This window comes from Exiguobacterium sp. s46 (genome assembly GCF_018618875.1).
GTDB lineage: Bacteria > Bacillota > Bacilli > Exiguobacteriales > Exiguobacteriaceae > Exiguobacterium_A > Exiguobacterium_A abrahamii.
The window spans coordinates 1460533-1486636 of the sequence record NZ_JACSMY010000001.1 but is presented as its reverse complement, the minus strand read 5'-3'; the positions used below and the strand labels follow the sequence as shown (position 1 = coordinate 1486636).

General features: G+C 43.4%; 26 protein-coding genes and 1 other annotated feature. Of the genes, 18 read left to right on the top strand and 8 right to left on the bottom strand.

Going from position 1 to position 26104, the window contains the following annotated elements:
- The first annotated feature begins 131 nt into the window (after window positions 1-131).
- Window positions 132-1559, top strand: a complete 1428-nt coding sequence (locus KNQ08_RS07885) for a peptide ABC transporter substrate-binding protein (protein ID WP_214805216.1) — start codon at window positions 132-134, stop codon at window positions 1557-1559.
- A 204-nt stretch (window positions 1560-1763) separates the two neighbouring features.
- On the top strand, window positions 1764-3407 hold the full coding sequence (locus KNQ08_RS07880; protein ID WP_029342219.1) for a peptide ABC transporter substrate-binding protein: 1644 nt from the start codon (window positions 1764-1766) through the stop codon (window positions 3405-3407).
- Between the two features lie 97 nt (window positions 3408-3504).
- Here KNQ08_RS07880 and trpS read toward each other — a convergent pair whose 3' ends face one another.
- The gene (gene trpS, locus KNQ08_RS07875; protein WP_149427655.1) at window positions 3505-4506 is read right to left on the bottom strand and encodes a tryptophan--tRNA ligase; all 1002 of its coding nucleotides are present in this window, start codon (window positions 4504-4506) and stop codon (window positions 3505-3507) included.
- Window positions 4507-4557: 51 nt separating this feature from the next.
- Window positions 4558-4763: a binding site (T-box leader), on the bottom strand.
- Window positions 4764-4819: 56 nt separating this feature from the next.
- Complete coding sequence (locus tag KNQ08_RS07870) at window positions 4820-5200, bottom strand: DUF3899 domain-containing protein (RefSeq protein ID WP_214805214.1); 381 nt, start codon at window positions 5198-5200, stop codon at window positions 4820-4822.
- Window positions 5201-5471: 271 nt separating this feature from the next.
- On the opposite strand from KNQ08_RS07870, the gene KNQ08_RS07865 reads away from it, so the two are divergent.
- The 5 genes from KNQ08_RS07865 (at window position 5472) to KNQ08_RS07845 (ending at window position 11430) form a co-directional block, all read left to right on the top strand.
- Window positions 5472-7085 (top strand): peptide ABC transporter substrate-binding protein, encoded by a 1614-nt coding sequence (locus KNQ08_RS07865; RefSeq protein WP_047393676.1) that lies wholly within the window; start codon window positions 5472-5474, stop codon window positions 7083-7085.
- 333 nt (window positions 7086-7418) lie between these two features.
- On the top strand, window positions 7419-8345 hold the full coding sequence (gene opp3b, locus KNQ08_RS07860; RefSeq protein WP_058703812.1) for an oligopeptide ABC transporter permease: 927 nt from the start codon (window positions 7419-7421) through the stop codon (window positions 8343-8345).
- Window positions 8345-9376, top strand: a complete 1032-nt coding sequence (gene opp3C, locus KNQ08_RS07855; RefSeq protein ID WP_050677572.1) for an oligopeptide ABC transporter permease — start codon at window positions 8345-8347, stop codon at window positions 9374-9376. The genes opp3b and opp3C overlap by 1 nt, the downstream gene beginning before the upstream one ends.
- A gap of 27 nt (window positions 9377-9403) precedes the next feature.
- Window positions 9404-10477 carry an ABC transporter ATP-binding protein gene (locus KNQ08_RS07850; RefSeq protein WP_053453915.1) on the top strand — a complete coding sequence of 358 codons (1074 nt, stop codon included), beginning with the start codon at window positions 9404-9406 and terminating at the stop codon, window positions 10475-10477.
- A complete protein-coding gene (locus KNQ08_RS07845) occupies window positions 10477-11430 on the top strand; it encodes an ABC transporter ATP-binding protein (RefSeq protein WP_029342202.1) in 954 nt (317 codons plus the stop codon). The genes KNQ08_RS07850 and KNQ08_RS07845 overlap by 1 nt, the downstream gene beginning before the upstream one ends.
- Before the next feature lie 46 nt (window positions 11431-11476).
- Here the strand turns inward: KNQ08_RS07845 and KNQ08_RS07840 are convergent, their stop codons facing one another.
- Window positions 11477-12010 (bottom strand): HD domain-containing protein, encoded by a 534-nt coding sequence (locus tag KNQ08_RS07840; protein ID WP_029342203.1) that lies wholly within the window; start codon window positions 12008-12010, stop codon window positions 11477-11479.
- Between the two features lie 224 nt (window positions 12011-12234).
- On the opposite strand from KNQ08_RS07840, the gene KNQ08_RS07835 reads away from it, so the two are divergent.
- The 3 genes from KNQ08_RS07835 (at window position 12235) to mecA (ending at window position 13741) form a co-directional block, all read left to right on the top strand.
- Entirely contained in the window at window positions 12235-12372 is a 138-nt protein-coding gene (locus KNQ08_RS07835) for a hypothetical protein (RefSeq protein ID WP_023468890.1), read from the top strand.
- Window positions 12373-12544: 172 nt separating this feature from the next.
- The gene (spxA, locus tag KNQ08_RS07830) at window positions 12545-12943 is read left to right on the top strand and encodes a transcriptional regulator SpxA (protein WP_012370920.1); all 399 of its coding nucleotides are present in this window, start codon (window positions 12545-12547) and stop codon (window positions 12941-12943) included.
- Window positions 12944-13114: 171 nt separating this feature from the next.
- The gene (gene mecA / locus KNQ08_RS07825; RefSeq protein WP_023468889.1) at window positions 13115-13741 is read left to right on the top strand and encodes an adaptor protein MecA; all 627 of its coding nucleotides are present in this window, start codon (window positions 13115-13117) and stop codon (window positions 13739-13741) included.
- Window positions 13742-13803: 62 nt separating this feature from the next.
- Here the strand turns inward: mecA and KNQ08_RS07820 are convergent, their stop codons facing one another.
- The gene (locus tag KNQ08_RS07820; RefSeq protein ID WP_174316456.1) at window positions 13804-14526 is read right to left on the bottom strand and encodes an SDR family NAD(P)-dependent oxidoreductase; all 723 of its coding nucleotides are present in this window, start codon (window positions 14524-14526) and stop codon (window positions 13804-13806) included.
- A 68-nt stretch (window positions 14527-14594) separates the two neighbouring features.
- On the opposite strand from KNQ08_RS07820, the gene cls reads away from it, so the two are divergent.
- The 3 genes from cls (at window position 14595) to pepF (ending at window position 18942) form a co-directional block, all read left to right on the top strand.
- The gene (cls, locus tag KNQ08_RS07815) at window positions 14595-16106 is read left to right on the top strand and encodes a cardiolipin synthase (RefSeq protein ID WP_149427652.1); all 1512 of its coding nucleotides are present in this window, start codon (window positions 14595-14597) and stop codon (window positions 16104-16106) included.
- 18 nt (window positions 16107-16124) lie between these two features.
- Window positions 16125-17075, top strand: a complete 951-nt coding sequence (locus KNQ08_RS07810) for a competence protein CoiA family protein (RefSeq protein ID WP_149427651.1) — start codon at window positions 16125-16127, stop codon at window positions 17073-17075.
- A 64-nt stretch (window positions 17076-17139) separates the two neighbouring features.
- Window positions 17140-18942, top strand: a complete 1803-nt coding sequence (gene pepF, locus KNQ08_RS07805) for an oligoendopeptidase F (RefSeq protein ID WP_050677569.1) — start codon at window positions 17140-17142, stop codon at window positions 18940-18942.
- A 218-nt stretch (window positions 18943-19160) separates the two neighbouring features.
- On the opposite strand, the gene KNQ08_RS07800 is transcribed toward pepF, so the two are convergent.
- Entirely contained in the window at window positions 19161-19952 is a 792-nt protein-coding gene (locus tag KNQ08_RS07800) for a DsbA family protein (protein ID WP_050677567.1), read from the bottom strand.
- 94 nt (window positions 19953-20046) lie between these two features.
- Complete coding sequence (locus tag KNQ08_RS07795; protein ID WP_149428148.1) at window positions 20047-20607, bottom strand: CYTH domain-containing protein; 561 nt, start codon at window positions 20605-20607, stop codon at window positions 20047-20049.
- Between the two features lie 117 nt (window positions 20608-20724).
- Between KNQ08_RS07795 and yjbM the strand changes: the two genes are divergently transcribed.
- From yjbM to KNQ08_RS07780, 3 genes are read left to right on the top strand one after another with little or no spacing between them, the layout of a single operon-like run.
- Complete coding sequence (yjbM, locus tag KNQ08_RS07790) at window positions 20725-21369, top strand: GTP diphosphokinase (protein WP_035396676.1); 645 nt, start codon at window positions 20725-20727, stop codon at window positions 21367-21369.
- A 10-nt stretch (window positions 21370-21379) separates the two neighbouring features.
- Window positions 21380-22183, top strand: coding sequence for an NAD kinase (locus KNQ08_RS07785; RefSeq protein ID WP_149427650.1), 804 nt, complete (start codon window positions 21380-21382; stop codon window positions 22181-22183).
- A gap of 18 nt (window positions 22184-22201) precedes the next feature.
- Window positions 22202-23086 (top strand): RluA family pseudouridine synthase, encoded by an 885-nt coding sequence (locus tag KNQ08_RS07780; RefSeq protein ID WP_214805212.1) that lies wholly within the window; start codon window positions 22202-22204, stop codon window positions 23084-23086.
- A gap of 53 nt (window positions 23087-23139) precedes the next feature.
- Here KNQ08_RS07780 and KNQ08_RS07775 read toward each other — a convergent pair whose 3' ends face one another.
- Window positions 23140-24309, bottom strand: a complete 1170-nt coding sequence (locus tag KNQ08_RS07775; RefSeq protein WP_029342211.1) for an FtsW/RodA/SpoVE family cell cycle protein — start codon at window positions 24307-24309, stop codon at window positions 23140-23142.
- 144 nt (window positions 24310-24453) lie between these two features.
- Between KNQ08_RS07775 and fabI the strand changes: the two genes are divergently transcribed.
- Together fabI and KNQ08_RS07765 are read left to right on the top strand one after the other, a co-directional pair.
- Window positions 24454-25227 (top strand): enoyl-ACP reductase FabI, encoded by a 774-nt coding sequence (gene fabI / locus KNQ08_RS07770; RefSeq protein WP_029342212.1) that lies wholly within the window; start codon window positions 24454-24456, stop codon window positions 25225-25227.
- Between the two features lie 112 nt (window positions 25228-25339).
- Window positions 25340-25558 (top strand): hypothetical protein, encoded by a 219-nt coding sequence (locus KNQ08_RS07765; RefSeq protein WP_023468878.1) that lies wholly within the window; start codon window positions 25340-25342, stop codon window positions 25556-25558.
- Between the two features lie 4 nt (window positions 25559-25562).
- Here KNQ08_RS07765 and KNQ08_RS07760 read toward each other — a convergent pair whose 3' ends face one another.
- Window positions 25563-26075 carry a YjcG family protein gene (locus tag KNQ08_RS07760; protein ID WP_149427648.1) on the bottom strand — a complete coding sequence of 171 codons (513 nt, stop codon included), beginning with the start codon at window positions 26073-26075 and terminating at the stop codon, window positions 25563-25565.
- Window positions 26076-26104 lie beyond the last annotated feature (29 nt).

The window sequence follows — 26104 nt, the reverse complement described above, 5'->3', positions numbered from 1 at the left end:
TTATGACTAACATCACAAGAAAAACATCAATCCTGATATTGATCTTATTTTTATTGATTGGTCTCAGTGGTACGCTCATATACCGTCTATCATCATCTCAAAAGACGAAAACAGATCAGGAGACCCAAGCAGTGAAGGTTGAATTAATTGAATCATCACTCCCGAAGACATCCGATATTGCGTTAGCGACAGATAGTCGTTCTCAGACACTGTTAGCACAACTGTATGAAGGATTATATGTCTTTACTTCTGGGACATCCGTCCGTAGAGGATTAGCACAGGATATGTCAGTCTCAAAGGATCGTCTGACGTATACGATTCAACTCAAACAAGCGAAAAATGCGCAGGGTCAGCCGATCACGGCACAAGACTTTGTCGATAGTTTCCGACGTGTCGCAGCTAATAAAACGAATTCTCCTTATGGTTTTTTATTTGAAGTGTTTGAAAATGGACGTGCCGTCAATGACGGAAAAATGAAGCCAGAGCGTTTAGGTGTAAAGGCGAGAGGACGCGATCAACTTGTCATCACGCTGAATCAGCCGGTTTCGAATCTAAAAGAATTACTCGCGATGTCCGTCTTTTATCCACAACCCGAATCCAAGAAGTGGCAAGACCTCACGGGTAATGGTGCGTTTACACTAGAACAGATGTCTAAAAACGGATATACGCTTAAGAAAAACAACCAGTATCATCAACAAAATGTTGTCACAGTCGAGGAAGTGAAAAGCCGCATCATCTCTGATCATCAGACGCAATGGAGTACGTATGAGAACAGTAAAGCAGCGATTCTTCCGTTACAAGAGAGTGTCGAGACACAAGAAGATCAAGTCTCTCGACCAACCTATCAAAAAAAGCGGAGCGGTGTCTTTTATATCGCATTTAATCAAAAAAATGAAGCCTTCCGCGAAAAGACACTCCGAAAACGAATTGCTTACGCCTTGATGGAAAAAGAGTCCGTTCAACTTCCTTTAGGATATGCAGGCATTCCGACGAATCGATTCGTCGTCACAGATACGAATATATTAATGACAGAACCGGTACAAGTAAAAAAAGAAAATGGTAAACAACAGAAGAAACAACGAATCGAGATGCTTAATTTTGATGATCCACAGGCAAAACGGATCGGGAAACAGCTCGAGACGTATCTTGAGAAACAGTTGCCTGATATTGATATCGTTCTTAAACCAGCTTCGATTGAAGAGAAGATTGATAAAGAACAGTCAGCTCAGTACGCGATGACGTTAACGGGATGGATGCCGGATTATCCAGGTCCACTTGCATATTTGAATCAGTTCGTATCAGATAATCCGTTGAATTCCGTAAACTATCAATCAGACACGTACGATCAATTGATCGAAAAAGCACGGCAGGTACGAGATATAAAGAAAAAACAGGCGTTATATCATCAAGCTGAAAGACAGTTGATCAATCAAGATGCCGTCATCGTTCCTTTGTATCAGACGACAGAGAAATTATATGTTTCTGATACGATTCAAGGAATCGAAGTACCGATTTATGGACCGGAATACCTACTTCGCGCAATGAAAATTCTAAAATAATCACTGAGCTGGGACCATTTTTTCGTGAGGTCCCAGTCTTTTTTGAAAAAATATTTAGAAAAATCGGATAAAAGGTTTGCAAAATTATCAGAACATTGTAAACTATTTGTAACGAAGGGTTTGATTCGAATATAGTAATTCTTTTTTTTTCGGTCAAAAACCTGACAGTATCATTTTTTAGAAACCTAGGGGGGTCATCGTAACATGAAGAAGAAAAGTTTTGCTTTAGCTACTTCAGTAGCTCTCGTATCAAGTGCGTTCCTCGCAGCTTGTTCGACAACGGATTCAGGCGACAAATCGGGCGACACTGGTTCAGACAAAAAATCTAGTGATCAAACACTTAACTTGATCGAAGGTTCGGATATCCCGACACTTAACCCGACGACTTCTACAGATGCAGTTTCATTCAACGTGTTAAACAACACGATGGAAGGTCTTTACCGTCTTGATGACAAGCAGCAGCCAACACCAGGTATCGCTGAGAGTCATGAAGTATCAGAAGACAAAAAGACATACACGTTCAAATTACGTGATGCGAAGTGGTCTGACGGTACTCCAATCACAGCTAAAGACTTCGAATATGCATGGAAAGAAGTTCTTAATCCAGAGAACGCTTCACAGTATGCATACGTCTTCTACAACATCGAAGGTGCAGAAGAGTACAATACGAAAAAAGGCGAGCGTGATGCCGTCGGCGTCAAAGCAATCGACGACAAAACGTTCGAAGTTAAGTTAAAAGCACCTGCAGATTACTTCCTCGGACTCACTGGATTCGGACCATTCATGCCAAAATCAGAAGAACTCTCGAAGAAAATCGGGAAAGACTTCGGTTCGACTGCAGACAAAGCGCTCTATAACGGACCATTCAAATTAACAGAGTGGACACGTGAGCAAGGCTGGAAAATGGTCAAAAACGATAACTACTGGGATAAAGATGCCGTTAAACTTAAAACGATCAACGTTAAGGTCGTTAAAGAAGTTGCAACTGGTGTTAACCTTTACGAAAAAGGTGACATCGATCGCACAGGTTTAACATCTGAGTTCGTTGCCCAGTTCAAAGATAATAAAGAATTCAAAACAAAAGGCGAATCAACAATCTTCTACCTCTACCTCAACACGAAGGTAAAAGCGCTTGATAACGAAAAAATCCGTCGCGCAATCGACATGGGTTACGATAAAAAAGGGATCACAGATGTCATCCTCGCAAACGGATCACTTCCAGCGAACTATCTCGTACCAAAAGATTTCGCGAAAGATGCTGACGGAAAAGACTTCCGTGATAAGTATCCAGCATTCAACGAATACAATGCAGACGAAGCGAAAAAACTCTGGGAAGAGGGCTTAAAGGAAATCGGTCAAAAATCGGTTGATCTTGAACTCTTGAACTACGATAGCGACGATGCTAAGAAAATCGGTGAGTTCTTGAAAGGTGAACTTGAGAAAAACCTTCCAGGTATGAAGGTCACAATCAAACAACAACCATTCAAAAACAAACTTGATCTTGAAAACAAAGGGGACTTCCAGTTTTCATTCGCGGGCTGGGGACCTGACTACCAAGATCCAATGACGTTCCTTGATCTCTTCTTGACAGACGGACCATACAACCGTGGTAAGTGGTCAAATGAAGAGTATGATAAACTCATCAAAGATGCTCAAACACAAACAGATGCAGCAAAACGCTGGTCTGAATTGCAAGAAGCTGAGAAAATCCTTCTCGACTCTGCAGCAATCTCACCTGTTTATCAGCGTGGACGTGCATTCCTCGTTAAACCATACGTCAAAGGAGTCGTCGAGCATAACTTCGGCGCAGACTTCTCGTACAAATGGGCTTCAATCGAAGGAAAATAAGCAAAATAAAAACTGCTTCCGATTTAATTCGGAAGCAGTTTTTTGTTTGAAAATATCAAAAAAGATCGGAGCATTCCGATCTCTTTTGGAAGAAGACTTATTTTTTTACCTTAGCACGTTTCCGTTGTAAACCCATTGCCTTCTCGATTTTCGCGATCTTTTTAGCAGCAACGGCTTCAGCACGGTCACGCCCAGCGTCAAGAATCTGATCGAGTTCTTCAGAATCAATCAATTCATAGTAGCGTTGTTGAATCGGTTCAAGTTCCGAAATAATCGCTTCCGCGACATCTGCTTTAAATGTTCCGTAGTTTGAACCTTCGTATTTGGTTTCGAGATCAGGAATCGAGATGCCAGCGAGTAAAGAGTAGATCTCAAGCAAATTCGATACACCTGGTTTGTTTTCGCGATCGAATTTGACGATACCTTCCGAGTCCGTGACGGCTGACTTCACTTTTTTACGAATGACATCTGGTGCGTCAAGCATCGAGATGAAGCCCTTCGGATTCTGATCAGATTTTGACATTTTTTTGTCTGGCGTCGTCAGGCTCATGATTCGTGCTCCTGATTCAGCGATGATTGGTTCTGGTAATGTGAACGTCTCATAGTAACGACTATTAAAACGTTGAGCCAAGTCACGCGTTAACTCAATATGTTGTTTTTGGTCATCACCGACCGGAACGAGTTCCGCATCATAGAGTAGGATATCAGCTGCCATGAGTGTCGGATAGACAAACAATCCTGCACCGATTCGGTCTTTTCCTTGTGATTTATCTTTATACTGTGTCATACGCTCGAGCTCACCCATTCCAGAAAGACACGTCAACATCCAGCCGAGTTGTGCATGCGCTTTGACTTCTGATTGAACAAAGATCGTTGATTTTTCTGGATTCAGACCACTTGCGATATAAAGAGCAGCAAGGGCGCGTGTATTGTTCATCAGTTCGACACGATCGATATCGACCGTAATCGAGTGCAAGTCAACGACACAATAATACGCATCATGACCATCCTGTAAATTCACGAAGTGTTTCATCGCACCTAAGTAATTTCCGAGTGTCACTGTTCCTGTTGGTTTGATACCTGAGAAAATCGTTTTCATAATGAAATCCCTCCAAATAATAAAATCAAAATAAAAAACGCCCCTTGAAAATCAAGGGACGATTCATCGCGTTGCCACCCAAGTTGCTATTTACATAGCCGCTCAATTTGCTGTAATGGGCAAACCCATCTGACTCTACTTGATTCGAATCAGCCACTCGAAAGTCCATTCACGTAGGCATCACCTGTCCATTTCCAGCACCATGGACTCTCTGAAAGGGATGTACCTAAGTTACTACTCTTTGTCGTCGTGTTTTCTTGTTTAATTCACTTAAGTTTACCATACGATAGAAGGCACGTCACGGTGATTTCGATTAAAAGTAAGAGATGATCAGCGATACGATGATAAAGATAACACCACTAGAGACATAGGGTTTCGTTCGGGCAGAAGCTCGATTTTGCTTTTTACGAAGGACTTCTTCCTCTTCGTCATCATCTTCGTAGTAATCACCATCAATCTCTCGAAGCTTTGCTTCCCGTTGTTTTTTAAATCCAGCTGTCATGCCACGGAAGAAGCCGTTAGCCGACATATTGGAAAAGAATCCGATTGCTATAAGCAAAAAGCCTCCAATGAACAACCCACCAGATAGATGGTATAAAATACCGTGCGTCGAATCGGTGATAGTCGCCCATATCGTATAAAGTAAGACTAGAATGACCGCAATGATGACCGGTCGGAAATAGGTCGATCGCATGAAAATCCCCCTTAAATGCATTGATAATCTTAGTATACGAAATTTTTAATCCTCTTACGAATCGGTAACAAACGAATGATGCAAAATAGCAAATAGTGTGACTATTTACTTGACGTTAATGCTATTCTCACATAAAATCAATTTATCACTTCGTTTAAGTTTTTGAAACTAGGTCAATGCATTTTGGGGAATACATTGCAGTTTCGACGGGACGTTATTGATGTCATAGGCATTATGGCAACTTGGAAATTGAAAAGGAGATGACTTACCGATGAAGAAAAAAACAGTCGGTCTCGCATTATCAGTCATGCTTGCAGGAAGCGCAGTGCTTGCTGGATGTTCGACAGGTGGCGGAGACAGTGATTCAGGGTCTACAGACGGAAAGAAAAATCTACGCTTAACAGACTCTTCGGATATCACGACAGTGGATCCAGCGAAAGCTACGGATTCTGTCGCTTTCAACATGATCGGGAACACGATGGAAGGTCTTTATCGTCTCGATAAAGACGGCAAAGCGATTCCAGCACTTGCAGAAAAAACAGATATCTCAAGTGATAACTTGACGTATACGTTCACACTTCGTGATTCAAAATGGTCTGATGGTTCACCCGTCAAAGCACAAGATTTCGAATTCGCTTGGAAACGTGCTGCTGATCCGAAAACAGCATCTAGTTACTCGTACATTTTTGACACGTTAAAAAACGGCGCTGATGTTACGCAGGGTAAAAAAGCTGTCGACGAGCTCGGTGTTAAAGCACTTGACGACAAAACGTTAGAAGTCAAACTTGAGCGTCCAGCGCCATATTTCCTCTCACTGACATCGTTTGGTACGTACTCACCGATCAGTGAAGACTTCTACAAAAAGAATGAAAAAGACTTCTCGCTTAAACCAGATAAATTACTCTATAACGGTCCTTTCGTTTGGGAATCTTGGAAAACGGATTCAAAACGAGTACTGAAGAAAAACGATAACTACTGGGATAAAGACGCTGTCAAACTCGACGAAGTTACGGTCAGTGTCGTCAAGGATACGTCAACAGTAGTAAACCTCTATGATTCAAATGATATCGATTACGCTGGTTTGACTTCAGAGCAAGTTGAAGCTTACAAATCGAAGCCTGAATTCAAGACAGCTCTTCGTTCTTCAATCGCTTATTTGAAGTTCAATAACGAAGATGCAACGATGAAAAATGTTGATGCACGTAAAGCAATTGCTCGTGCCATCGATCCAAAAGGAATCACAGATACGCTTCTTGCGAACGGTTCGATTCCAACAACAAGCTTCATTCCAAAAGAATTCATCAAAGATGCGTCTGGTAAAGACTATACGAGCGACATCAACTGGTTCGACCGTGATGGAAAAGAAGCAGCTGATCTTTGGAAAAAAGCAAACGGCGATAAGAAAACGACGATTGAACTTCTTTCATTCGACAATGAAGATGCGAAGAAGATCAGTGAGTACATGAAAGGTCAAATCGAGAAAAATCTTCCGAACGTCACTGTTTCAATCAAACAACAACCGTTCAAGAATAAACTCGATCTTGAATCAAAAGGAGATTACCAGGTTTCTTACTCACTTTGGGGCCCGGATTATCAGGATCCAATGTCTAACCTTTCTATCTTCGAATCAACGAATAGCCAAAACGACGTCAAGTACAAGTCTGCAGCTTATGATAAATTGTTGAACGCAGCGAATGAAGAGTCTGACTTAAACAAACGTCTCGATCTCTTCAAACAAGCGGAAGCGCAATTGATTGAGAAAGATCAAGCCATCGCGCCAATCTATCAAGCTGGTTCTGCATACTTGAGCCGTCCGACGGTTAAAGATTTCAACCGTCAAGTGTTCGGAGCAGATTTCCAATACAAATACGTTGATATTAAGTAATCGAGAATGGGAGCGTCCCCTGATCAGTTCGGGTACGCTCCTGTTTTATACTACTTTTTATGAATGGGAACTCATTTTTATCGAAAATGTGAAAGTTTCGTAAAAAAGTAGTTCTAATTACTTTGTTAGCAAAGTATAATGGAATCAAACGAAAAATTCTGACTATTGGATGAAATTAGAAAAACATCCAAGCGAACATCAAATCAAAGCACAATAAAAAAGAATTTTTAAATTTTTATGACAAAATTCTTGAATGTTCCGACAATTGTGGGTCATACTGATTTTATTGATGTTTCGAAAAAAACAGAAAATCTTTATAGGGGGTGCCATCTTATGGGCCGTTATTTAGCTCAACGCCTGGTTTACGGCGTACTGACGTTTTTACTCATCGCTTCGTTCACTTTCTTCCTGATGGATCTGCTACCAGGTTCACCGTTCCAAAACCAGGAGAAACTTTCTCCTGAACAGTTGAACATCCTTCGGGATAAGTACAACTTGAATGATCCACTGCCACAACGCTATGCAGCGTATATGGTTAACTTGTTCCAAGGAGATCTCGGTATTTCATTCAAATATGATAGCCGTCCGGTAACGGATTTAATCTCTGAACGAATTGGACCATCGGCTCAATTAGGAGTTCAAGCATTAGTACTTGGAGTATTTTTAGGACTCGTCTTAGGTGTTGTCGCAGCGCTTCGCCACAACACAGTGATCGATTACGGTGCGATGTTCGTATCGGTTATCGGAATCTCGGTACCGTCATTCGTATTCGCCTCACTCCTTCAATACTACGTTGGCGTGAAATGGGGCGTTTTGCCAGTCGCGTTCTGGGAAAGCCCGGCGCATACCATCTTGCCGACCATATCGTTATCACTTGGGGTCACAGCCTCAATTGCTCGATTCGTCCGGACAGAGATGCTAGAAGTTACGAACCAGGATTATGTCACGTTAGCTAAAGCAAAAGGCCTAGATGGTCAGTCGATTACTTGGAAACACATGGTTCGGAACGCCTTAATTCCGGCGATCACGATTCTTGGACCAATGACAGCCGCATTGATTACAGGAACACTCGTCATTGAGCGTATTTTCTCTGTACCTGGACTTGGTGAACTCTTCGTATCATCAATCACACAAAATGACTACACAGTCATCATGGGTACGACATTGTTCTTCTCAGCAGTCTTCATTCTCATGATTTTGATCGTCGATTTGCTGTACGGTGTCGTTGATCCACGGATTCGTTTGGGGGGTAACAAATAATGGCTGAACAAAATTCAAATGCAAAAGCAGAACAGTTTGATTCATCGCTGTTCCAACACGTTGAGTTCAATGAACAAGCAGGTGAACGCCTTGCTGGTAAAAGCTTAAACTTCTGGCAAGATGCTTGGATGCGTCTACGCAAGAACAAAGCGGCAATTCTCTCACTTGCTGTCATCATCATCATCGCAATCATGTCATTAGTCGGACCTACTTTATCTGGTAATGACCCTTATACCCAAACAATCACGCAAGCTAAACTTCCACCTAAAGTTACTGGTTTAGAGTGGGCTGGTTTTGACGGTATGGCAACACTTGGTGATACGCCGATTGATTTTTATAAACAAAAACAGGTGACGGAGAACTTCTGGTTCGGAACAGACCACCTTGGTCGTGATCTTTGGTCACGCGTCTGGGAAGGAACGAAGATTTCGTTATTCATCGGTTTGATGGCAGCACTCATCGATGTTCTCGTTGGTGTCACATACGGCGGAATTTCTGCTTATTATGGTGGACGTGTCGATAACATCATGCAACGTATTGCTGAAATTTTAACAGGTGTACCAAACTTGATCTTGATCATCTTGTTCATCTTGATTCTTGAACCAGGGATCACGACGATCATCCTTGCGATGACGATTACCGGCTGGATCGGGATGAGCCGACTTGTTCGTGGTCAAATCCTGAAACTAAAGAACCAAGAATTCGTTCTTGCAGCACGGACACTTGGTGCTTCTAGCGCACGATTGATCTTTAAACATTTGATTCCAAATACCTTGGGAACGATCATCATCTCACTCATGTTCACGATTCCAAGTGCGATCTTCTTCGAAGCGTTCTTAAGCTTCATCGGTTTAGGACTTGCACCACCACAACCGTCACTCGGTACATTGATCAACGAAGGGTACAAAGAACTCAAAACGTTCCCATTCTTGCTCGTTGTTCCATCGACGGTCATCGTACTCCTCATGGTCAGCTTCAATATGTTGGCAGATGGACTGCGTGATGCGTTCGACCCACGTTTACGACGCTAACGGAAACTAGAGAGGAGCTCATTCACAATGGAAACTATTTTATCTGTTCGCGACCTGAATGTCGCTTTCCATACGTATGCCGGGACGGTACAAGCCGTCCGCGGTGTATCGTTTGATTTGAAAAAAGGCGAGACACTCGCAATCGTTGGTGAGTCTGGTTCTGGTAAATCGGTTACTTCAAAAGCGATCATGCGTTTGATTCCAAACCCACCAGGTGAAATCACACAAGGTGAAATCTTATTTGAAGGTCGTGACCTCGTTAAGCTTTCGGATAAAGAAATGCAAAAAGTCCGTGGTCGTGATATCGCAATGATCTTCCAAGATCCGATGACATCACTTAACCCGACGATGACCATCTTCAAACAAATCGCTGAAGGATTAAAGCGTCACCAAGGTTTAACAGGTGACGCAGCGAAAAAGCGTACACTCGAACTTTTGACACTCGTAGGAATTCCGAATCCAGAAGCGCGTCTGAAACAATATCCGCACCAATTATCGGGTGGGATGCGTCAACGGATCGTCATCGCAATCGCACTTGCATGTAATCCGAAAGTGTTGATTGCCGATGAGCCGACGACTGCACTCGATGTTACGATTCAAGCTCAGATTCTTGAGTTATTGAAAGACATTCAGCAAAAAACGGGTACAGCAATCATCTTCATTACGCACGATTTAGGTGTTGTAGCGAACATGGCTGACCGTGTAGCCGTCATGTATGCTGGTAAGTTGATTGAAAAAGGTACAGTAGATGAGATCTTCTACGAGCCGCGTCATCCATATACTTGGGGACTACTAGGCTCAATGCCGCGTCCATCTGATGACCGTTCGCAAGATCTTCCGGCGATTCCAGGAACTCCACCGAACTTGATGCATCCACCAGTCGGTGATGCGTTTGCACCGCGTAACAAATACGCGATGAAGATTGATTTCGAGAAAGAACCACCTTTCTTCAAAATCTCAGATACACACGAAGCGGCGACGTGGTTGCTACATCCACAAGCTCCATACGTTGAACCACCCGCTGCAATCCGTGACTTGGCGTTAAAATACCGTCCGGACAGCGTGTTCTCAAAATCGCTTCTGAAAGGCGGTCTGAAATAATGGAAAACCGTAATAAATTACTTGAAGTAAAAAACTTGAAGCAACATTTCAATATTGGACGTGGACGCGTCGTCAAAGCGGTTGATGGACTCTCATTTGATATCTACGAAGGCGAAGTACTTGGTCTCGTTGGAGAATCAGGCTGTGGTAAGTCTACGACTGGTCGCTCGATCATTGGTTTATACGAAGCGACAGACGGCGAAGTCATCTTTAAAGGTGAAAACGTTCATGGTAAGAAGTCACGTAAAGACAAATTGAAATTCAACCGTGCAATGCAAATGATCTTCCAAGATCCGTATGCATCGTTAAATCCACGGATGACGGTTGGCGATATCATCGCTGAAGGAATCGATATCCATGGTTTAGCGAACTCAAAAGAAGAGCGCAATAACCGTGTATATGATTTGCTTGAAACTGTTGGTTTGACGAAAGAACACGCGAGTCGTTACCCGCACGAGTTCTCAGGTGGTCAGCGTCAACGGATTGGTATCGCACGTGCACTTGCTGTAGAGCCGGACTTCATCATTGCGGATGAGCCGATTTCAGCACTCGACGTATCGATTCAAGCCCAAGTTGTCAACTTGATGAAAAAACTACAACGTGATCGCAGTTTGACATACTTGTTCATCGCCCACGATTTATCGATGGTCAAGTATATCTCAGACCGGATTGGTGTTATGTATCAGGGGCACCTCGTTGAATTGTGTGATGCGGATCGTCTGTATGAGAATCCTGTTCATGCTTATACGAAGTCACTTTTATCTGCGATTCCGCTTCCGGATCCAGAGCACGAGCGGACACGTAAACGGATCATCTTTGATCGTCCGACGAGTGGACCGGTTGGTAAATCGGATGAAGATTCGAGCATTCCGCCACTTCGTGAAATCGAGCCTGGTCACTTCGTTTCGATGACGGATGCAGAACTTGAAGCGTATCAAGCGCAACTCGTATAATCGTTAAAGCAAAAAGGCATTTCCACGTTGATCGTGGAAATGCCTTTTAATTTTCTGATGCGATACGCGGTAGATGAGCAAATCGATGGACGACTGCATCGATTGCATCAAGACGACGCATAGCTTCTTCAAAGTCAATTTTTTCGTAATGATGAAGTCCGCCCGGCTGTTCTTCCAGCGTATCCGCATCATGGACAAGTTGTTGAAGAGGTGTTCGATTGATCGCACCTGGTGGAAGATAAGAATCCGTATGCAAAAGAACGGCGAGAGCAATTTCTTTTGCGCGTGCTGGTTCTTCACCAAGGCGGATTAGTAGTTTGTGAGCACGTTCAGCTCCTTTAATGGCATGAATATCATTTTGGCGATATAAATCATAGTTCCAAGTGCCATCGGTATACCATTCGTAATGACCAATATCATGTAAGAGTGCTGCCTTCGTAGCAGTGTCAGCATCTAAGCCGCGTTTCGTAGCAAGCGTCAGTGCGCGTTCCGCTACTGAAATCGCATGATTCAAGCCAGAACGAGATAAATATTTTTGAGCGATCGGATGATCGAGAATCGTAACGAGTGTTAATGCCATGAATGAAAAACTCCTTTCTGAGCGTTGATATTTCTATACACTCTACAGAAATTTGAAAGAAATTGCAACTGTTTTTCATTCCTCAATCGACAATCTCACATATTTAATTGCTTAAAGTAGGAATAGATTTTTGAGATACGTGGTATACTTACTAATGTAGAAGATGATTATTTTGCTTTCGTATGGTTGTTAGTTCTGTTTCGGGCCGATTGGGGTGTCGGAATATGAAAGAACGTGACAAGAAGAAAAAGCTGAAGAAGCGCCTTTTGCGGGATATTTTAGAGAAAAAACTGAAAGAAATGAAACTTCCTAAAGCAAAAGAGACGATTTCTCAGCCATTTGATCACACGCCAGCTTGTTAAAGCCACGTGGTGGCTTTAACAAGCTTTTTTACGAAAAGTTCTTTCATCTTTATAAAAAAGCTAGGTTTTCTGCTTTATTAGATGTAAACTGTCAAGTAATAGAACCATCATCAATATCTGCTTATTCACATAGGTATTGAATGATGTTAAATCAGGGGGAGGATGTTTTTCAATGGTAACACTCTATACTTCACCAAGTTGTACTTCTTGTCGGAAAGCACGCGCGTGGCTTGAAGAACATGAAATCCCGTTCGTTGAACGTAATATCTTTTCAGAACCATTATCGCTCGATGAAATCAAACAGATTCTTCGTATGACGGAAGATGGAACGGACGAGATTATCTCAACACGTTCAAAAGTCTTCTCGAAACTCGATGTTTCCGTTGAAAACTTATCGTTGCAGCACCTATACGATTTGATTCAAGAATATCCAGGATTATTGCGTCGCCCAATCTTGATTGATGAAAAACGCCTTCAAGTTGGATACAACGAGGATGAAATCCGTCGATTCTTACCGCGCAAGGTGCGTACATTCCAACTTTTGGAAGCACAGCGTCTTGTAAACGAGTAATTTTAAAAAGCACGCTGCTTCGTGAGCAGTGTGCTTTTTGTTACCGATAAAAAAGGTTAAAATAAAGATAACAAAGGAATAGAAATATATCCTTCGGATTCAAAACTATGAATCCAAGTCATGTCCTCGTTCGTATTCTAGATAAGGAACGAGAAGAAAGGAGTGGACAGTTTGAAAATCGAACGCGTCAATGACAATACGGTCAAGTTCTTCATCACGTACACCGACATCGAACGCCGTGGTTTTGCCCGAGATGAGATTTGGTATAACCGGGAACGGGGAGAACAGTTATTCTGGCAGATGATGGACGAAGCGAATGAAAAAGAGTCCATCTCCTTCGAAGGTCCACTATGGATACAAGTGCAAGCATTTGAAAAAGGTCTTGAAGTCACTGTAACGATCGCGAAAAATGCAGTTGATGGTGAGCAAGTCGATGAAGACGAACTCGATTCACTTTTACGATCAGCGATGTCTGAGACAGAAGATAAAGATACAGAGTTAAGCCAAGATGTTTTATTTGAAACTCGCGATTTCGAACATATCATCGCGCTCAGTCAATATGCGAATGCTCCTGTATTCGCAGAACTTGAAACAGCGCTTTATCAAAAAGATGGACTCTATTTACTGCATGTTCATTTCGAAGATGATGTGAACGTAGAAGCGCAAGAAAACGTCATGAGTTTAATCGCAGAGTATCTCCAGTTCAGCGAACAAACGATACATCCTGTAGCTGAATACGGGAAACAGATTATTGCTTCAGATGTCTTTCCGTTCATTCGGAAACATTTTCCGAACTAAGGTCAGAAAAAGTGCGAGGAAAAGGAGGATCACATATCGTGATACCTCCTTTTGTTCTGGTATTAAGTGAGGGTATAGCCTCCATCTACGATGAGCGCTTGACCGTTGATGTAACTTGCTTTGTTTGATAGTAAGAAACAAACGACCTCAGCGATTTCAGAAGGTTGTGCGGGCTCACCTCGAAGGTGATGTTTCATTGCGAGATCAAATTTATCTTTCCCGCCATATAACGCATGACTGAGCGCCGTATCGACTGGTCCCGGGCAAATAGCATTAAATCGGTACTTACCATGGAAGCGGGCGGCGTATGTCTTTGTTAGCGTCAGTAAAGCACTTTTAGACGAAGCGTAAGGCAGTAGCATTGCTGGAAACTTAACATGACCTACGATGGCGCTATTATTGACGATGGAAGCACCTTTTGAAAAGCGTTTCGTCGCGAGCTGGATGATTCGTTCGGGTGCGTGATAGTTCACTTGGAATACTTCTTTTTGTTGATCGGAGACACGTTCAGGTGCAACGGGTTTACCGAAAGTACCTGCATTGTTGAAAATACCATCGATTTCTGGGAAATCTTCTTGTGTTTCTTCAAAGAACGCATCGATTGCAGAGGAATCAGTTAAGTCGACAGGGAAGAAATATAAACGTCCTTCTCCATTTGATTCAAGCGAGGATCCTTTTTCTTCATTACGACCAATCGCAAGGACAGTATGTCCCTCCCGGATGAGTTGAAGGGCAGTTGCCTCACCAATTCCACTTGTTGCACCAGTAATGATATACGTACCCATTTAAACGCTTCCTTTCTGTCATCAGTTTAAATACGATTTGTACTACTTACATAAAAGGAGGGGGATTCATGCTACGACGTGTACAACTTCTCATGACCCTCATCTTGACCATCGGCTTGATTGCCTTTTTATCCTACTATTGGAGTGTCTATATGGTAGGATGGCTGTCCATCGTCATCATTTTGGTCGTCATGAGCGTGTTCGTCATCATTCTACTCGAAAATCGAAACCCAGAACGAACGCTCGTCTGGGCACTCGTCATGATGGCATTGCCTGTCGTTGGCGTATTCGTGTATTTCACATTTGGTCAGAACTACCGCCGAAAACGAATGTTTCGACTGAAGGCAATGCTTGATGAGGAGTCTTACATTAAATATCGTACCCAGTTTAAGGCAGGGGTACACCAATCAGTGTTCCAAGAAGGGCGTTATGGAAAAGTTGTGACACTTATCGATTCAATCAGTCGTCTTCCGATTTCGTATAATACACATACAAGAATCTTGACGAATGGTCAGGAAAAGTTTCCGATTCTTTTAGAAGAGATTCGTCAAGCACAGCATCATATTCATTTGGAGTACTATATCGTACGGGATGATCAACTTGCGCTTCAGTTACAGGAAGCGTTGATTGAAAAGGCCGAGCAAGGAATCGAGGTCCGTTTTCTTTATGATGCCGTCGGATGTTTTTCGACGGATAAGCATTATTTCAAGAAGATGCAGGCGGCTGGCGTTGAGGTTCGCGCGTTTTTCCCTGTCGTCTTACCGTTTATTTCGAGTAAATCGAACTACCGGAATCATCGGAAAATCGTCGTCATCGATGGAACGGTTGCATTTACAGGCGGAATCAACATTGGGGATGAGTATATCGGTCGTGATCAACATTTTGGTTTTTGGCGTGATACCCATCTTCTCGTAAGGGGAGAGGCTGTCTCTGAACTCCAACTGATTTTTCTCCAAGACTGGTATTACATGACCGGTGAACGGCTGTTTACACCGTTTTACATGGAGCCACTTGAGTACGTTGAAGAAGCAACAGGGGGTGTTCAAATCATTGCGAGCGGTCCTGATGAGCCACATGAGGCAATGAAATCACTTTACTTCGGGCTCATAACGGAAGCGCGTGAATCAGTCTATATTGCTTCTCCGTATTTGATACCGGATGAAGACCTGATGACAGCACTGAAGACAGCTGCTATGGCAGGGATTGATGTCCGTATTTTGCTACCGAGCTTTCCAGACCATAAAATCGTATTTTATGCGAGCCGTTCTTATTTTGATGATTTGCTACGAGCTGGTGTGAAAATTTACGAGTACAATAAGGGATTCATGCACTCGAAAGTCATCGTTGTGGACGACGCCATCGCAACGATTGGGACAGCGAACATGGATTTACGTAGTTTTCATTTGAATTTCGAAGTGAATGCTTTCTTATATGGAACGAACTCTGTCCATGAACTAACACGTGATTTTTATGAAGATTTTAGCCATTCGACACAAGTTGATGCTGATATGTTCCATCGGCGTCCATTACGCCGTCGATTGATTGAATCGATTTCACGTTTATTCTCACCGTTACTCTAGAAAAAGGGGACGATTCAGATGTTTGAAGCCATTGATGCTTCTGGTAAACGCATCATGATTCACAGATTTCCCATCCATGAATTAAAAGCGATGTCCTTACGTTGTCCGTATTGCCTGAAGCCCTTGCGCGTCAGGCAAGGACGACGACCACATTTTGCACATATCTCAGCTTGTTCAGGAGAAAGTAGTTTGCATATGTCCTGGAAAAAGCGCATTGCCGATTCTTTAATAAACGCAGGTATCCAAGTCGAAATTGAATGGGTGACTGGAGAGAGACGTTTTGACCTGTGGATACCAGAACAGAAACTTGGAATTGAGATTCAACGTTCTCCGATGTCGGCAGAGGAATGGATTAGACGAGCCTTACTTGATGCGAAACAAGAACAAACGGTTCGGTGGATCGGATTTCATCCTTCACATGGTGTCACGTTGCGATTGCAAGGTTGGATGCGACAAGCATTTTTACAACATGATTACTTGGATCTGATCGTCGAGAATCAAATCCGGAGATTTCGACATCCGGTTCCTTTTGCAAAACATCATGTCTATTGTACGGTTCAACCGCTCTCATTATCTGATTTTCTTTCGAAAGAACCTTCATCATTTCCTCGGAAATTTTCAATCGCTCGATGGCAAGGAATCGTTCATCGCTATCGGCGACGTCCTTTTTATCCTTCATTACCTCCACGCATCCTCAAGATCCCACTGTATCAATCAGGTTTCCATCTACAAAATCTTCCCTCTTTTGCCTTTCTCCCCATCACACGTCTATTATTTCTCCCCGTCCATCCCTTTGAATTTCAAATCGTCGTCTTTTTAGAGATAAAAGGGCGGTACACTTTGAGCCGTCTGGAATATGTCATAAATCAACTGCTTCACCAATTGAATCTATCGATTGAAAGAGATTTGATTGGTGCTCTCGTCAGGGAATGGATGGAGCGGATTGAGGAGGCGAATAAGCTGCTTTAGCAGGAGCACTTCGATTGTTTGTCGAAAAGAAAACAGGTATAACTGAATTAAAGGAGTGAGGGAAATGGCAGAAGTATTAACACGTCAAGATGTTGACGTTACAGAAACATGGAATCTAGAGTCGATTTACGCAACGAACGAAGCGTGGGAAGAAGAATTCGAATCGGTGAAAGCAATGCTCCCATTACTCGTCGAGTATAAGGGTCGTCTTGGACAGAGTGCAGAAACGCTCTATGAAGGGTTACAGTTACGCGACGAAGTCTCAAGACGTCTTTATAAGCTTTATACATACGCGCACATGCGTTATGACGAAAATACAGCAGATAGTTTCTACCAAGCAATGAACGACCGTGCTCGAACACTCGCGTCGCAAATCGGAGCAACACTTGCTTTCATGACACCAGAACTATTAGCTGTACCTGAGTCAACGATTGAGACGTATCTTAATGAGAATCCAGATCTTGCGATGTATCGTCATGCATTTGATGAATTGAATCAAGAGCGTGAACACGTCCTGACGGAAGCGGAAGAAGCGATTCTTGCAAAGGCAGGAGAAGTACTCGGTCAATCCGGTACGACGTTCGGTATGTTGAACAATGCAGATCTGACATTCCCGAAAATCAAAGGGGAAGACGGAGAAGAAACAGAGTTGACACATGGTCGCTTCATCACATTCCTGGAATCATCTGATCGTTCGGTCCGTGAAGCAGCATTTAAAGCGATGTATGGAACATATGCGAAATACACGAATACGCTCGCTTCGACACTTGCTGGGTCAGTTAAGAAAGACAACTTCTATGCAGATGTCCGGAAGTTCCCATCGGCACGCGCAGCAGCTTTACACGGTAATGCGATTCCTGAGTCCGTCTATGATGGATTAGTTGAAGCGGTACATGAGCATTTACCATTGCTCCATCGTTACGTCGCCCTACGTAAGCGAGTGCTCGGACTCGATGAACTACACGTGTATGATATGTACACACCGCTCGTTTCTGAGGTGGAGATGAAAGTCTCTTACGAGGAAGCGAAACAATTGATGGTCGAAGGGCTCGCACCGCTCGGAGCAGAGTACAAGCACATCCTCGAAGAAGGGTTGTCTGAACGTTGGGTTGATGTCCGAGAGACGCGTGGTAAACGGAGTGGAGCCTACTCTTCTGGTGCTTATGATACACAGCCGTTCATTTTGATGAACTGGCAAGACAACATCAACAACCTCTTTACACTCGCACATGAATTCGGACATTCTGTCCATAGTTATTACACGCGGAAGTCTCAACCATATCCATACGGTGATTATTCAATCTTCGTCGCAGAAGTTGCCTCAACGACGAATGAAGCATTGTTGAACGACTATCTATTGAAGAAAGTAACGGATCGTAAAGAAAAACTCTATCTATTAAACAATCAACTCGAAACATTCCGTGGAACATTGTTCCGACAAACGATGTTCGCTGAATTCGAACATGCAATTCATGATGCGGCTCGTCTTGGACAATCGCTGACACCGGAATTCTTAACGTCAACGTATTATGCGTTGAATCAAAAATACTTCGGAGAAGAAATTGTATTGGATGAAGAAATCGGTCTAGAATGGGCTCGGATTCCACACTTCTATTACAATTATTATGTCTATCAGTATGCAACGGGCATTTCTGCTGCTGCTGCCTTGACGGATCAGATTCTAGAAGAAGGACAACCTGCTGTAGAGCGATACATCAACAATTTCTTAAAAGCGGGATCAAGTGATTATCCAATCGAAGTATTAAAAGCTGCGGGTGTTGATATGACAACAAAAGCACCAGTTGAAGCAGCACTGCGTCAATTTGAACGTGTCCTAGATGAATTTGAAGCTTTGTTAGCAGAGTGACATCTTTGTGACAAAGTGAACAAAGGGTGGAAAAGAAAAGAGAACCACGATATACTTATATTGTGAAGAGGGTCACATTCCCCAGTCGATTCTCTTTTTCCCCCATCCAATGGTCAAAAGAAAAAGTCCTTCTCGTCATGAGGGACTTTTTCTTTTATCTATGATTGAACACAAAAAGGACAGTGAAGCGTGCTTCACTGTCCTTTTTGTTGTTTTTATCATGCATGTGCCGAATCTTTTAAATGACGCCATACTTTTCCATCACAGTACGATAGAGAAGCACATTTTTGTTGCAAGACCAATTTTTTTAATTCGTGTTCAATCTGGGATTCAGGAGCGTCATAAATAAAGGCGATTTCAGCCGTTGTTGCTGTTTCATACCGTCTCAAGAATTGTTCGAGTGGTGGCTTCGGTTGTTTTTCGATCGTATGATCTAGCAATTCACTTAAGATCGAGACATACACCAAATACTCATAAGGTCCTTCTGCTTTGATCGCTTCTTCGTCTCCAACGAAAGCGAGTGTTGGAAGAATCCGAACATCCCATTCGGTGACTAGTTCGGTTTCTTTCTCGAGCATTTGCTGAATCGTATCCGACGAGACATCACGATGGAACTCATCTAAATCCAAACCATACTCCGTTAATGCCTCTGCTAGCCGCATCAATGATGGTCGACTATAAGCACTTTCTCCTTCGACGTTATGAAGCATTCGAAGGCGTCGCATGAATCGCATACCAAACGTTTTTCCTTGAAGCTCAATTGCTTTTAGAATGACGAGTGGTGACATGTCGCATGCGGATCGTGATGGAGCACATGGAATCGTTGCAATCGTCCGAAGACGGAACAGATGGCCATATTCTAGTTCTAACTTCTTGAGAACGGGTATCAACCGTAAACCATCCGTTTGTGTCACATCTAGAAAATGATAGATTTCCAGAGGTTTCGTCGGTTGTTGAATCGATGGTTCGTCCAATGAACAATAAGATCCGTTACATTGTGCGTGTTCCATCCGTTCACCCCTTCCTGTTGTTATCGTTACCCTATTTTAGCAACGAAAAAAAAGAAAGAGCAAAGGTTTTGCTTGTTCATTTCTACACGAAAAATCAAGAAAGCGCTTTACGTTCCATAAAGCGAACGATTTTATTTTTTGTTTTGCGTTGTGGAATGTCGTGTTCTGAAAGAATTCGCTCGAAATCCTTTTGCCCTTGTTCGAAGTTACTGACCTCAAACTCTAACTCATAATCGGTATGTCCGAGATAGCGACTTTTATCAAGGACAAGCAATCCTTCCGGGAGCACGGTTTCGATTCGTTCTGTCTCTAATCGACCTAAATGTTCTAAAGATCCCTGTAAATCAAATGACTTTAGCTGTTCGTTCATCTCTTCGGAATGAATTAGACCGTATTTGAATAGATCTTCTGCTTCAGTTGATGATAACGTAACATGCGTTTCAAGCAACCCCTCCTCATGAGGTTGTTTTAAAGTCAGTACGAGCCCTTGTTTTTTCTCACGAATCCGTAAAGCAGCACCTTTTTTTCGAAGTTCAAAATCAGGAGTATCAAAATAATCATTTGCTTGCCAAATGGGTTGTTTTGTTGACGCATAATGGGTAAATAACGATAGATATTCTTGTTCAGACAATAAGTTCTTAAATTCGATTTCCAATTCTTGTCTAATCGGAATCACGCCTTTCTAGTTGAATGTCTGAAAATATGATAACATGAATGAGGTAGGAACAGGCAGTGAACCAATACTATTCGATTAAAAGTGGTGACAAATCAGATGACAAAAGAAAATTGGGATTTATTTCTTGCGCCGTATCAAATCGCGGTCGATGAGTTGAAAGTTAAGCTAAAAGCGATTCGTAAACAATTTCAGCAACGGGGAGAACATTCACCGATTGAATTTGTCACAGGACGGGTCAAACCTGTAAAGAGCATTCTTCAAAAAGCGGAACGAAAAGCAATTGCGCGCGAGTCATTAGAACAAGATATGCAGGATATCGCCGGATTACGTATCATGTGTCAATTCGTCGATGATATCATTCATGTCCTTGAGCTGTTGCGCTCGCGCGGAGATTTTAAAATCGTCGAAGAACGAAACTACATTACGCAAAAAAAGGATAGTGGCTATCGATCGTATCACGTCATCATTGCCTATCCGGTACAGACGATCGAAGGTGAAGTTCCGACGTTAGTCGAGATCCAAATTCGAACGCTTGCGATGAACTTCTGGGCAACGATTGAACACTCGTTGAATTATAAGTACCAAGGAAATATTCCGGAAGAGACGCGTGAGCGTCTGCGTCGTGCAGCAGAGGCAGCATTTTTGCTTGATGCGGAGATGAGCCAGCTGAAAGTAGAAATCCAAGATGCACAACTCGTCTTTCAACGCGACGCTAAGGCGTCTGAACGATTAAAAGAGTAGGGGGATGACCATGCATTTTGCAATCACGGCTCGTGATGATGAGCGATCTCATGCGCTGAAACAGCAACTCGAGCAGGCATTGACGGATCGGGGATGTATTCTTGATGTCAGCCAGCCGGAAATCGTCGTCTCGATCGGTGGAGACGGAACGATGTTACAGGCGTTTCATTCGTATCTCGATCAAGTAGAGACAATTACGCTTGTTGGGATTCATACGGGGCATCTTGGTTTTTATGCGGATTGGCGCCCTGAAGAAATGGATGAACTGATTGATCATATCGCGAAGCAGGATTTAGCGACGGTTCAATACCCGTTGCTTGAACTCTCGATTGATTATGCGGACGGTTCACACAACCAACTGCTTGCCTTGAATGAATGTACGATTAAAAGTTTTAATCAGACGCTCGTTTGCGATTTATCGATTCGAGGCGACTACTTCGAAACATTCCGAGGGGACGGGTTGTGTGTATCAACACCGTCTGGTTCGACAGCTTACAATAAGGCACTCGGCGGAGCGATCGTTCACCCGGCGCTCGAAGCAATTCAAATTACAGAGATGGCTTCCATCAACAATCGTGTTTACCGGACGATCGGCTCACCGATGTTGTTACCGAAACATCATGATGTCGAAATTCGTCCCGTTAATCCGATTGATTTTCAGATGACCTATGACCACTATGCTTCAATCATTCATCAAAACGTGACATCGATTCGATGCCGGGTCTCTGATAAAAAAGTGAAATTTGCTCGTTTTCGTTCTTTCCCGTTCTGGCAACGGGTGCGGGAATCTTTCCTGGCAGACGAAAGACGTTAAAGTAAAGGAAATGGAAACATGAATGGATTTCAGCTACAACAGATGGTGACTGACAACGAGGATGGCTGGCGTGTCAGTCATTTTTGTACGACCCGCTTAGGGATTTCGCGAAAAATGTTAGTATCGATTAAAAATCATGGGGATATCACGCGTAATGGTCACCATGTTAACGTCCACGACGTCTTACACGCGGGTGATCATGTCCATGTCTTCTTCCCGGAAGAGACACCAGCACCGGATATGGTGGCGACAGAAGGGGAACTTGATATTTTGTTTGAAGATGATTGGTTGCTCGTCGTCAATAAACCGCCGGGCATGGCATCGATTCCGTCTCGACTGCATCCAGAACGCTCATTATCGAACTATGTCCTTGGTTATTACCGAAAACAAGGAATTCCGTATGCAATCCATATCGTTAATCGGCTCGATCGTGATACGAGTGGTCTTGTCTTGTTCGCGAAACATGGGCTTGCCCATCACCGGATGAGTCTCATGCAACGATCCAATGAATTAGAACGACATTATTTAGCGTATGCACCCGGAAACGTACCGGTACAAACAATTGATCAACCGATTGGTCAAACCGATCATTCCTTCATGGAACGGATGGTACGACCAGATGGTCAACGAGCCATTACGCATATCTTAAATAGCCGTCTAGTTCGAGCCTTTGACCAAGAAATCTCATTACTCGATATCCGACTAGAGACAGGTCGGACACACCAAATTCGTGTCCATCTTGCTTTTCTTGGGCATCCTTTGATTGGCGATACGATGTATCAAGGGAACCCGTTACTTCCGCGTCAGGCGCTTCATAGTGCGTCAGCAACGTTCCTTCATCCTGCGACGGGAGAACGGGTTCGTTTTGAAGCACCACTTCCTGAGGATCTCCGACTGGAATGATAAAGTGCACAAATAAAAGGCAATGGACTTGGTCCACTGCCTTTTATTTGTGTTTAGTCTTCATCAAACATGGAAATCCGAGATTGAGAGGCGATTGCCATGATCAATCCTAGACCGACGAGGTTTACGATCATCGTTGATCCCCCATAACTGATGAACGGTAGGGGAAGACCTGTGATCGGTAAGACACCAATCGTCATCCCGATGTTTTGGAAGATTTGGAACGTAAACATCGCGACATATCCTGTCACGATATAGGTACCAAATGGATCCGCTGTCTCGAGAGCAATCTGGATCAACCGATAGACGAACAGGAACAAGACGATCAAGACGATGGCAGCTCCGATGAAACCGTAGTGTGAGGCAATCGTCGTGAAGATGAAGTCTGTATGCAATTCCGGAACGAACACTTGCAGTTTCCCGTATCCAACGCCGAACATTTGACCTGAACCTGTCGCGTTGATTGCTTGGACGAGCTGGTACGACAAATCATCCGCATATTCGAACGGTTGCAACCAAGCCATGATCCGGTTCATCGCGTGACCTGGGAAAAAGGTTGCGAGTAAATCATTTTGGAAAAAGAACAGGTAAAAGAAGATGATGACAGCTCCTGCGAACAGACCGAACATCGTCAAAAGCCATTTCCAATTCAGTCCTGATAATAACATCGCACATGCTAAGATGACGCATAGAATCAAACCGATCCCTAAATCGGGCTGAATGATGATAAGACCGAGCGGCAAGGCTGTAACCGCGACTAACTTGATAAGTAACAAGAGATCTCTTTCATGTTGAACATAACGCGCATTGTGCTCGGTAATGACGGCAGCGAGCGTAACGATCAAAAAGAACTTCATGAACTCAGCCGGTTGAACCGTACCGATAACGGGGAATTGATACCAACCGTATGCCCCTTTGATTTCAGTGACGATTGGTGTACCACGGAAAATGACAAGACCGATTAACGATACGATACCTGCTCCATATAAAAACCAGTGGAATCGCTTCAACTGTTCATAATCGATGAAAATGACGACCGATAACGCCATGAAGCCGATGACATACCATTGAATTTGTTTGGCAGAGAAGTTAATGGCACTGATCGCACCTTTAAGCGAAGGTTGTGCTGTATAGATGGCGATGATACTGATGACCATCAGACAGGCGAGTAAAAAAAGCAACGTATGATCATAACGTTGTGTAAATGATTTGAATCGATTCATTTCATCCCTACTTTCTATCTCTTTCTATATTACCGTAATTTATCAAATCCGCAATATCAAGAGCGATGGTTGACAGAAGCGTTACGTTTTTGTAACCTGAAGATAGGTTTTATTACCAGGTACTAATTCAAGGGGGACTTTATCATGAATATTTATCCTTCACTCGAAGGCAAGACGTACGTCGTCATGGGCGTCATTAACCAACGTTCGATTGCATGGGGTATCGCACGTGCGCTCGACGCTGCTGGAGCAAGCCTGGCATTTACATATGTCGGGGAGCGTTTCAAGGCACCACTTGAAAAATTAGGACAAGAATTATCACGACCGGCTTCTTATTATACGTGTGATGTCACGAGTGACGAAGAGATTGAACAGGTCTTCCAAACGATTCATGCGGACCACGGTAAGATTTCAGGGATCGCTCACTCGATCGCATTCGCGGATAAAGAAGCGCTTCGTGGCGAATTTTCTGGGGTAACGCGTGAACAGTTCGCGCAAGCACTTGATATCTCAGCTTACAGCTTAACAGCAGTCGTCAAGGCGGCGAAAGATTTCTTTACGGAAGATGCATCCGTCATCACGTTGACGTACCTCGGTGGTGAGAAGATGGTTCCGAACTACAACGTCATGGGTGTTGCGAAAGCCGCATTAGATGCAAGCGTTCGTTATCTCGCTGCTGAATACGGTCAGCAAGGCGTTCGTGTCAATGCGATCTCAGCTGGCCCAATTCGGACAGTATCCGCAAAAGGTGTCGGCGATTTCAATTCGATTCTTGATAGCATCGAAGAACGAGCGCCACTTCATCGTAACGTGACGACGGAACAAATTGGTCAAAGTGGACTGTTCTTGCTTTCACAAATGTCGAGTGGGGTGACAGGAGAAATCCTTCACGTCGATAGCGGATTCCACATTCTTTAATAAACGATCGATTAAGCCGGGCTTTCCCATGCGGGAGGCTTGGTTTTTTTTGTGCTCGATCGGGGAACTATCAAATATAAGTGTCATTAGAAGGAGAGAGGAAGTGCAGAGGATGAACGCAATCGATTTTACAGTCGTACAATATGTCAATCGTCAAGTACGTGTCGATCCACAGCTAAAGACTGAACCAGTCGCTCGAGTTCAACCAATTCGCCCAACTGATCCTTACCGCGAACACGAAGCAGACGACTTTTTAGAAGAACAGGCAAATGCATACGGTGTATTACCAGAACTAAAACTTCCCGGTCGAAGCTTCGACCGGGAAGTTTAATCATTCATTGACCTGTGAAGCGGAATGTCTCATAGACACTCCAAGCACCGTTCTCCAGTTCATACAATAAAGCCATTTTCGTGACGTCCTCTTGGAAACGGATATCTTCCATCTTGAGACGTTCTAGTACATCGAACAGTTCGACATCCGACAGTTCTTGACCGATTGTGATATGTGGCAAGAAATCGTATTTCGGCTTATGTTCGAGTGGTCCCGTATGCAAAGCGCGATGTAATTGTTCTAACTCATCCGTCGGCATTACTTTAAGGAACAATACATTGTTCGTCGGATGGAACGAACGAGCTCCTTGAATGTGTAGATTAACTGGCTTAGTTTCAGATGCAATCTGATTTAATTCACTAACGATTCGATCAAGTTCTGACTCATCGACCTCTGTTCGCTCCCGTAGCGTGATATGAGGTGTGATCAGTGAATACTTCGAGTCATATCTCTTTCGGTATGAATTGGCAAAATCTTGAACGCGTTTCGATGGAAACAATACAACCCCGATGTTCATCGAAAATCCCCTACTTTCCCCTGAAATGA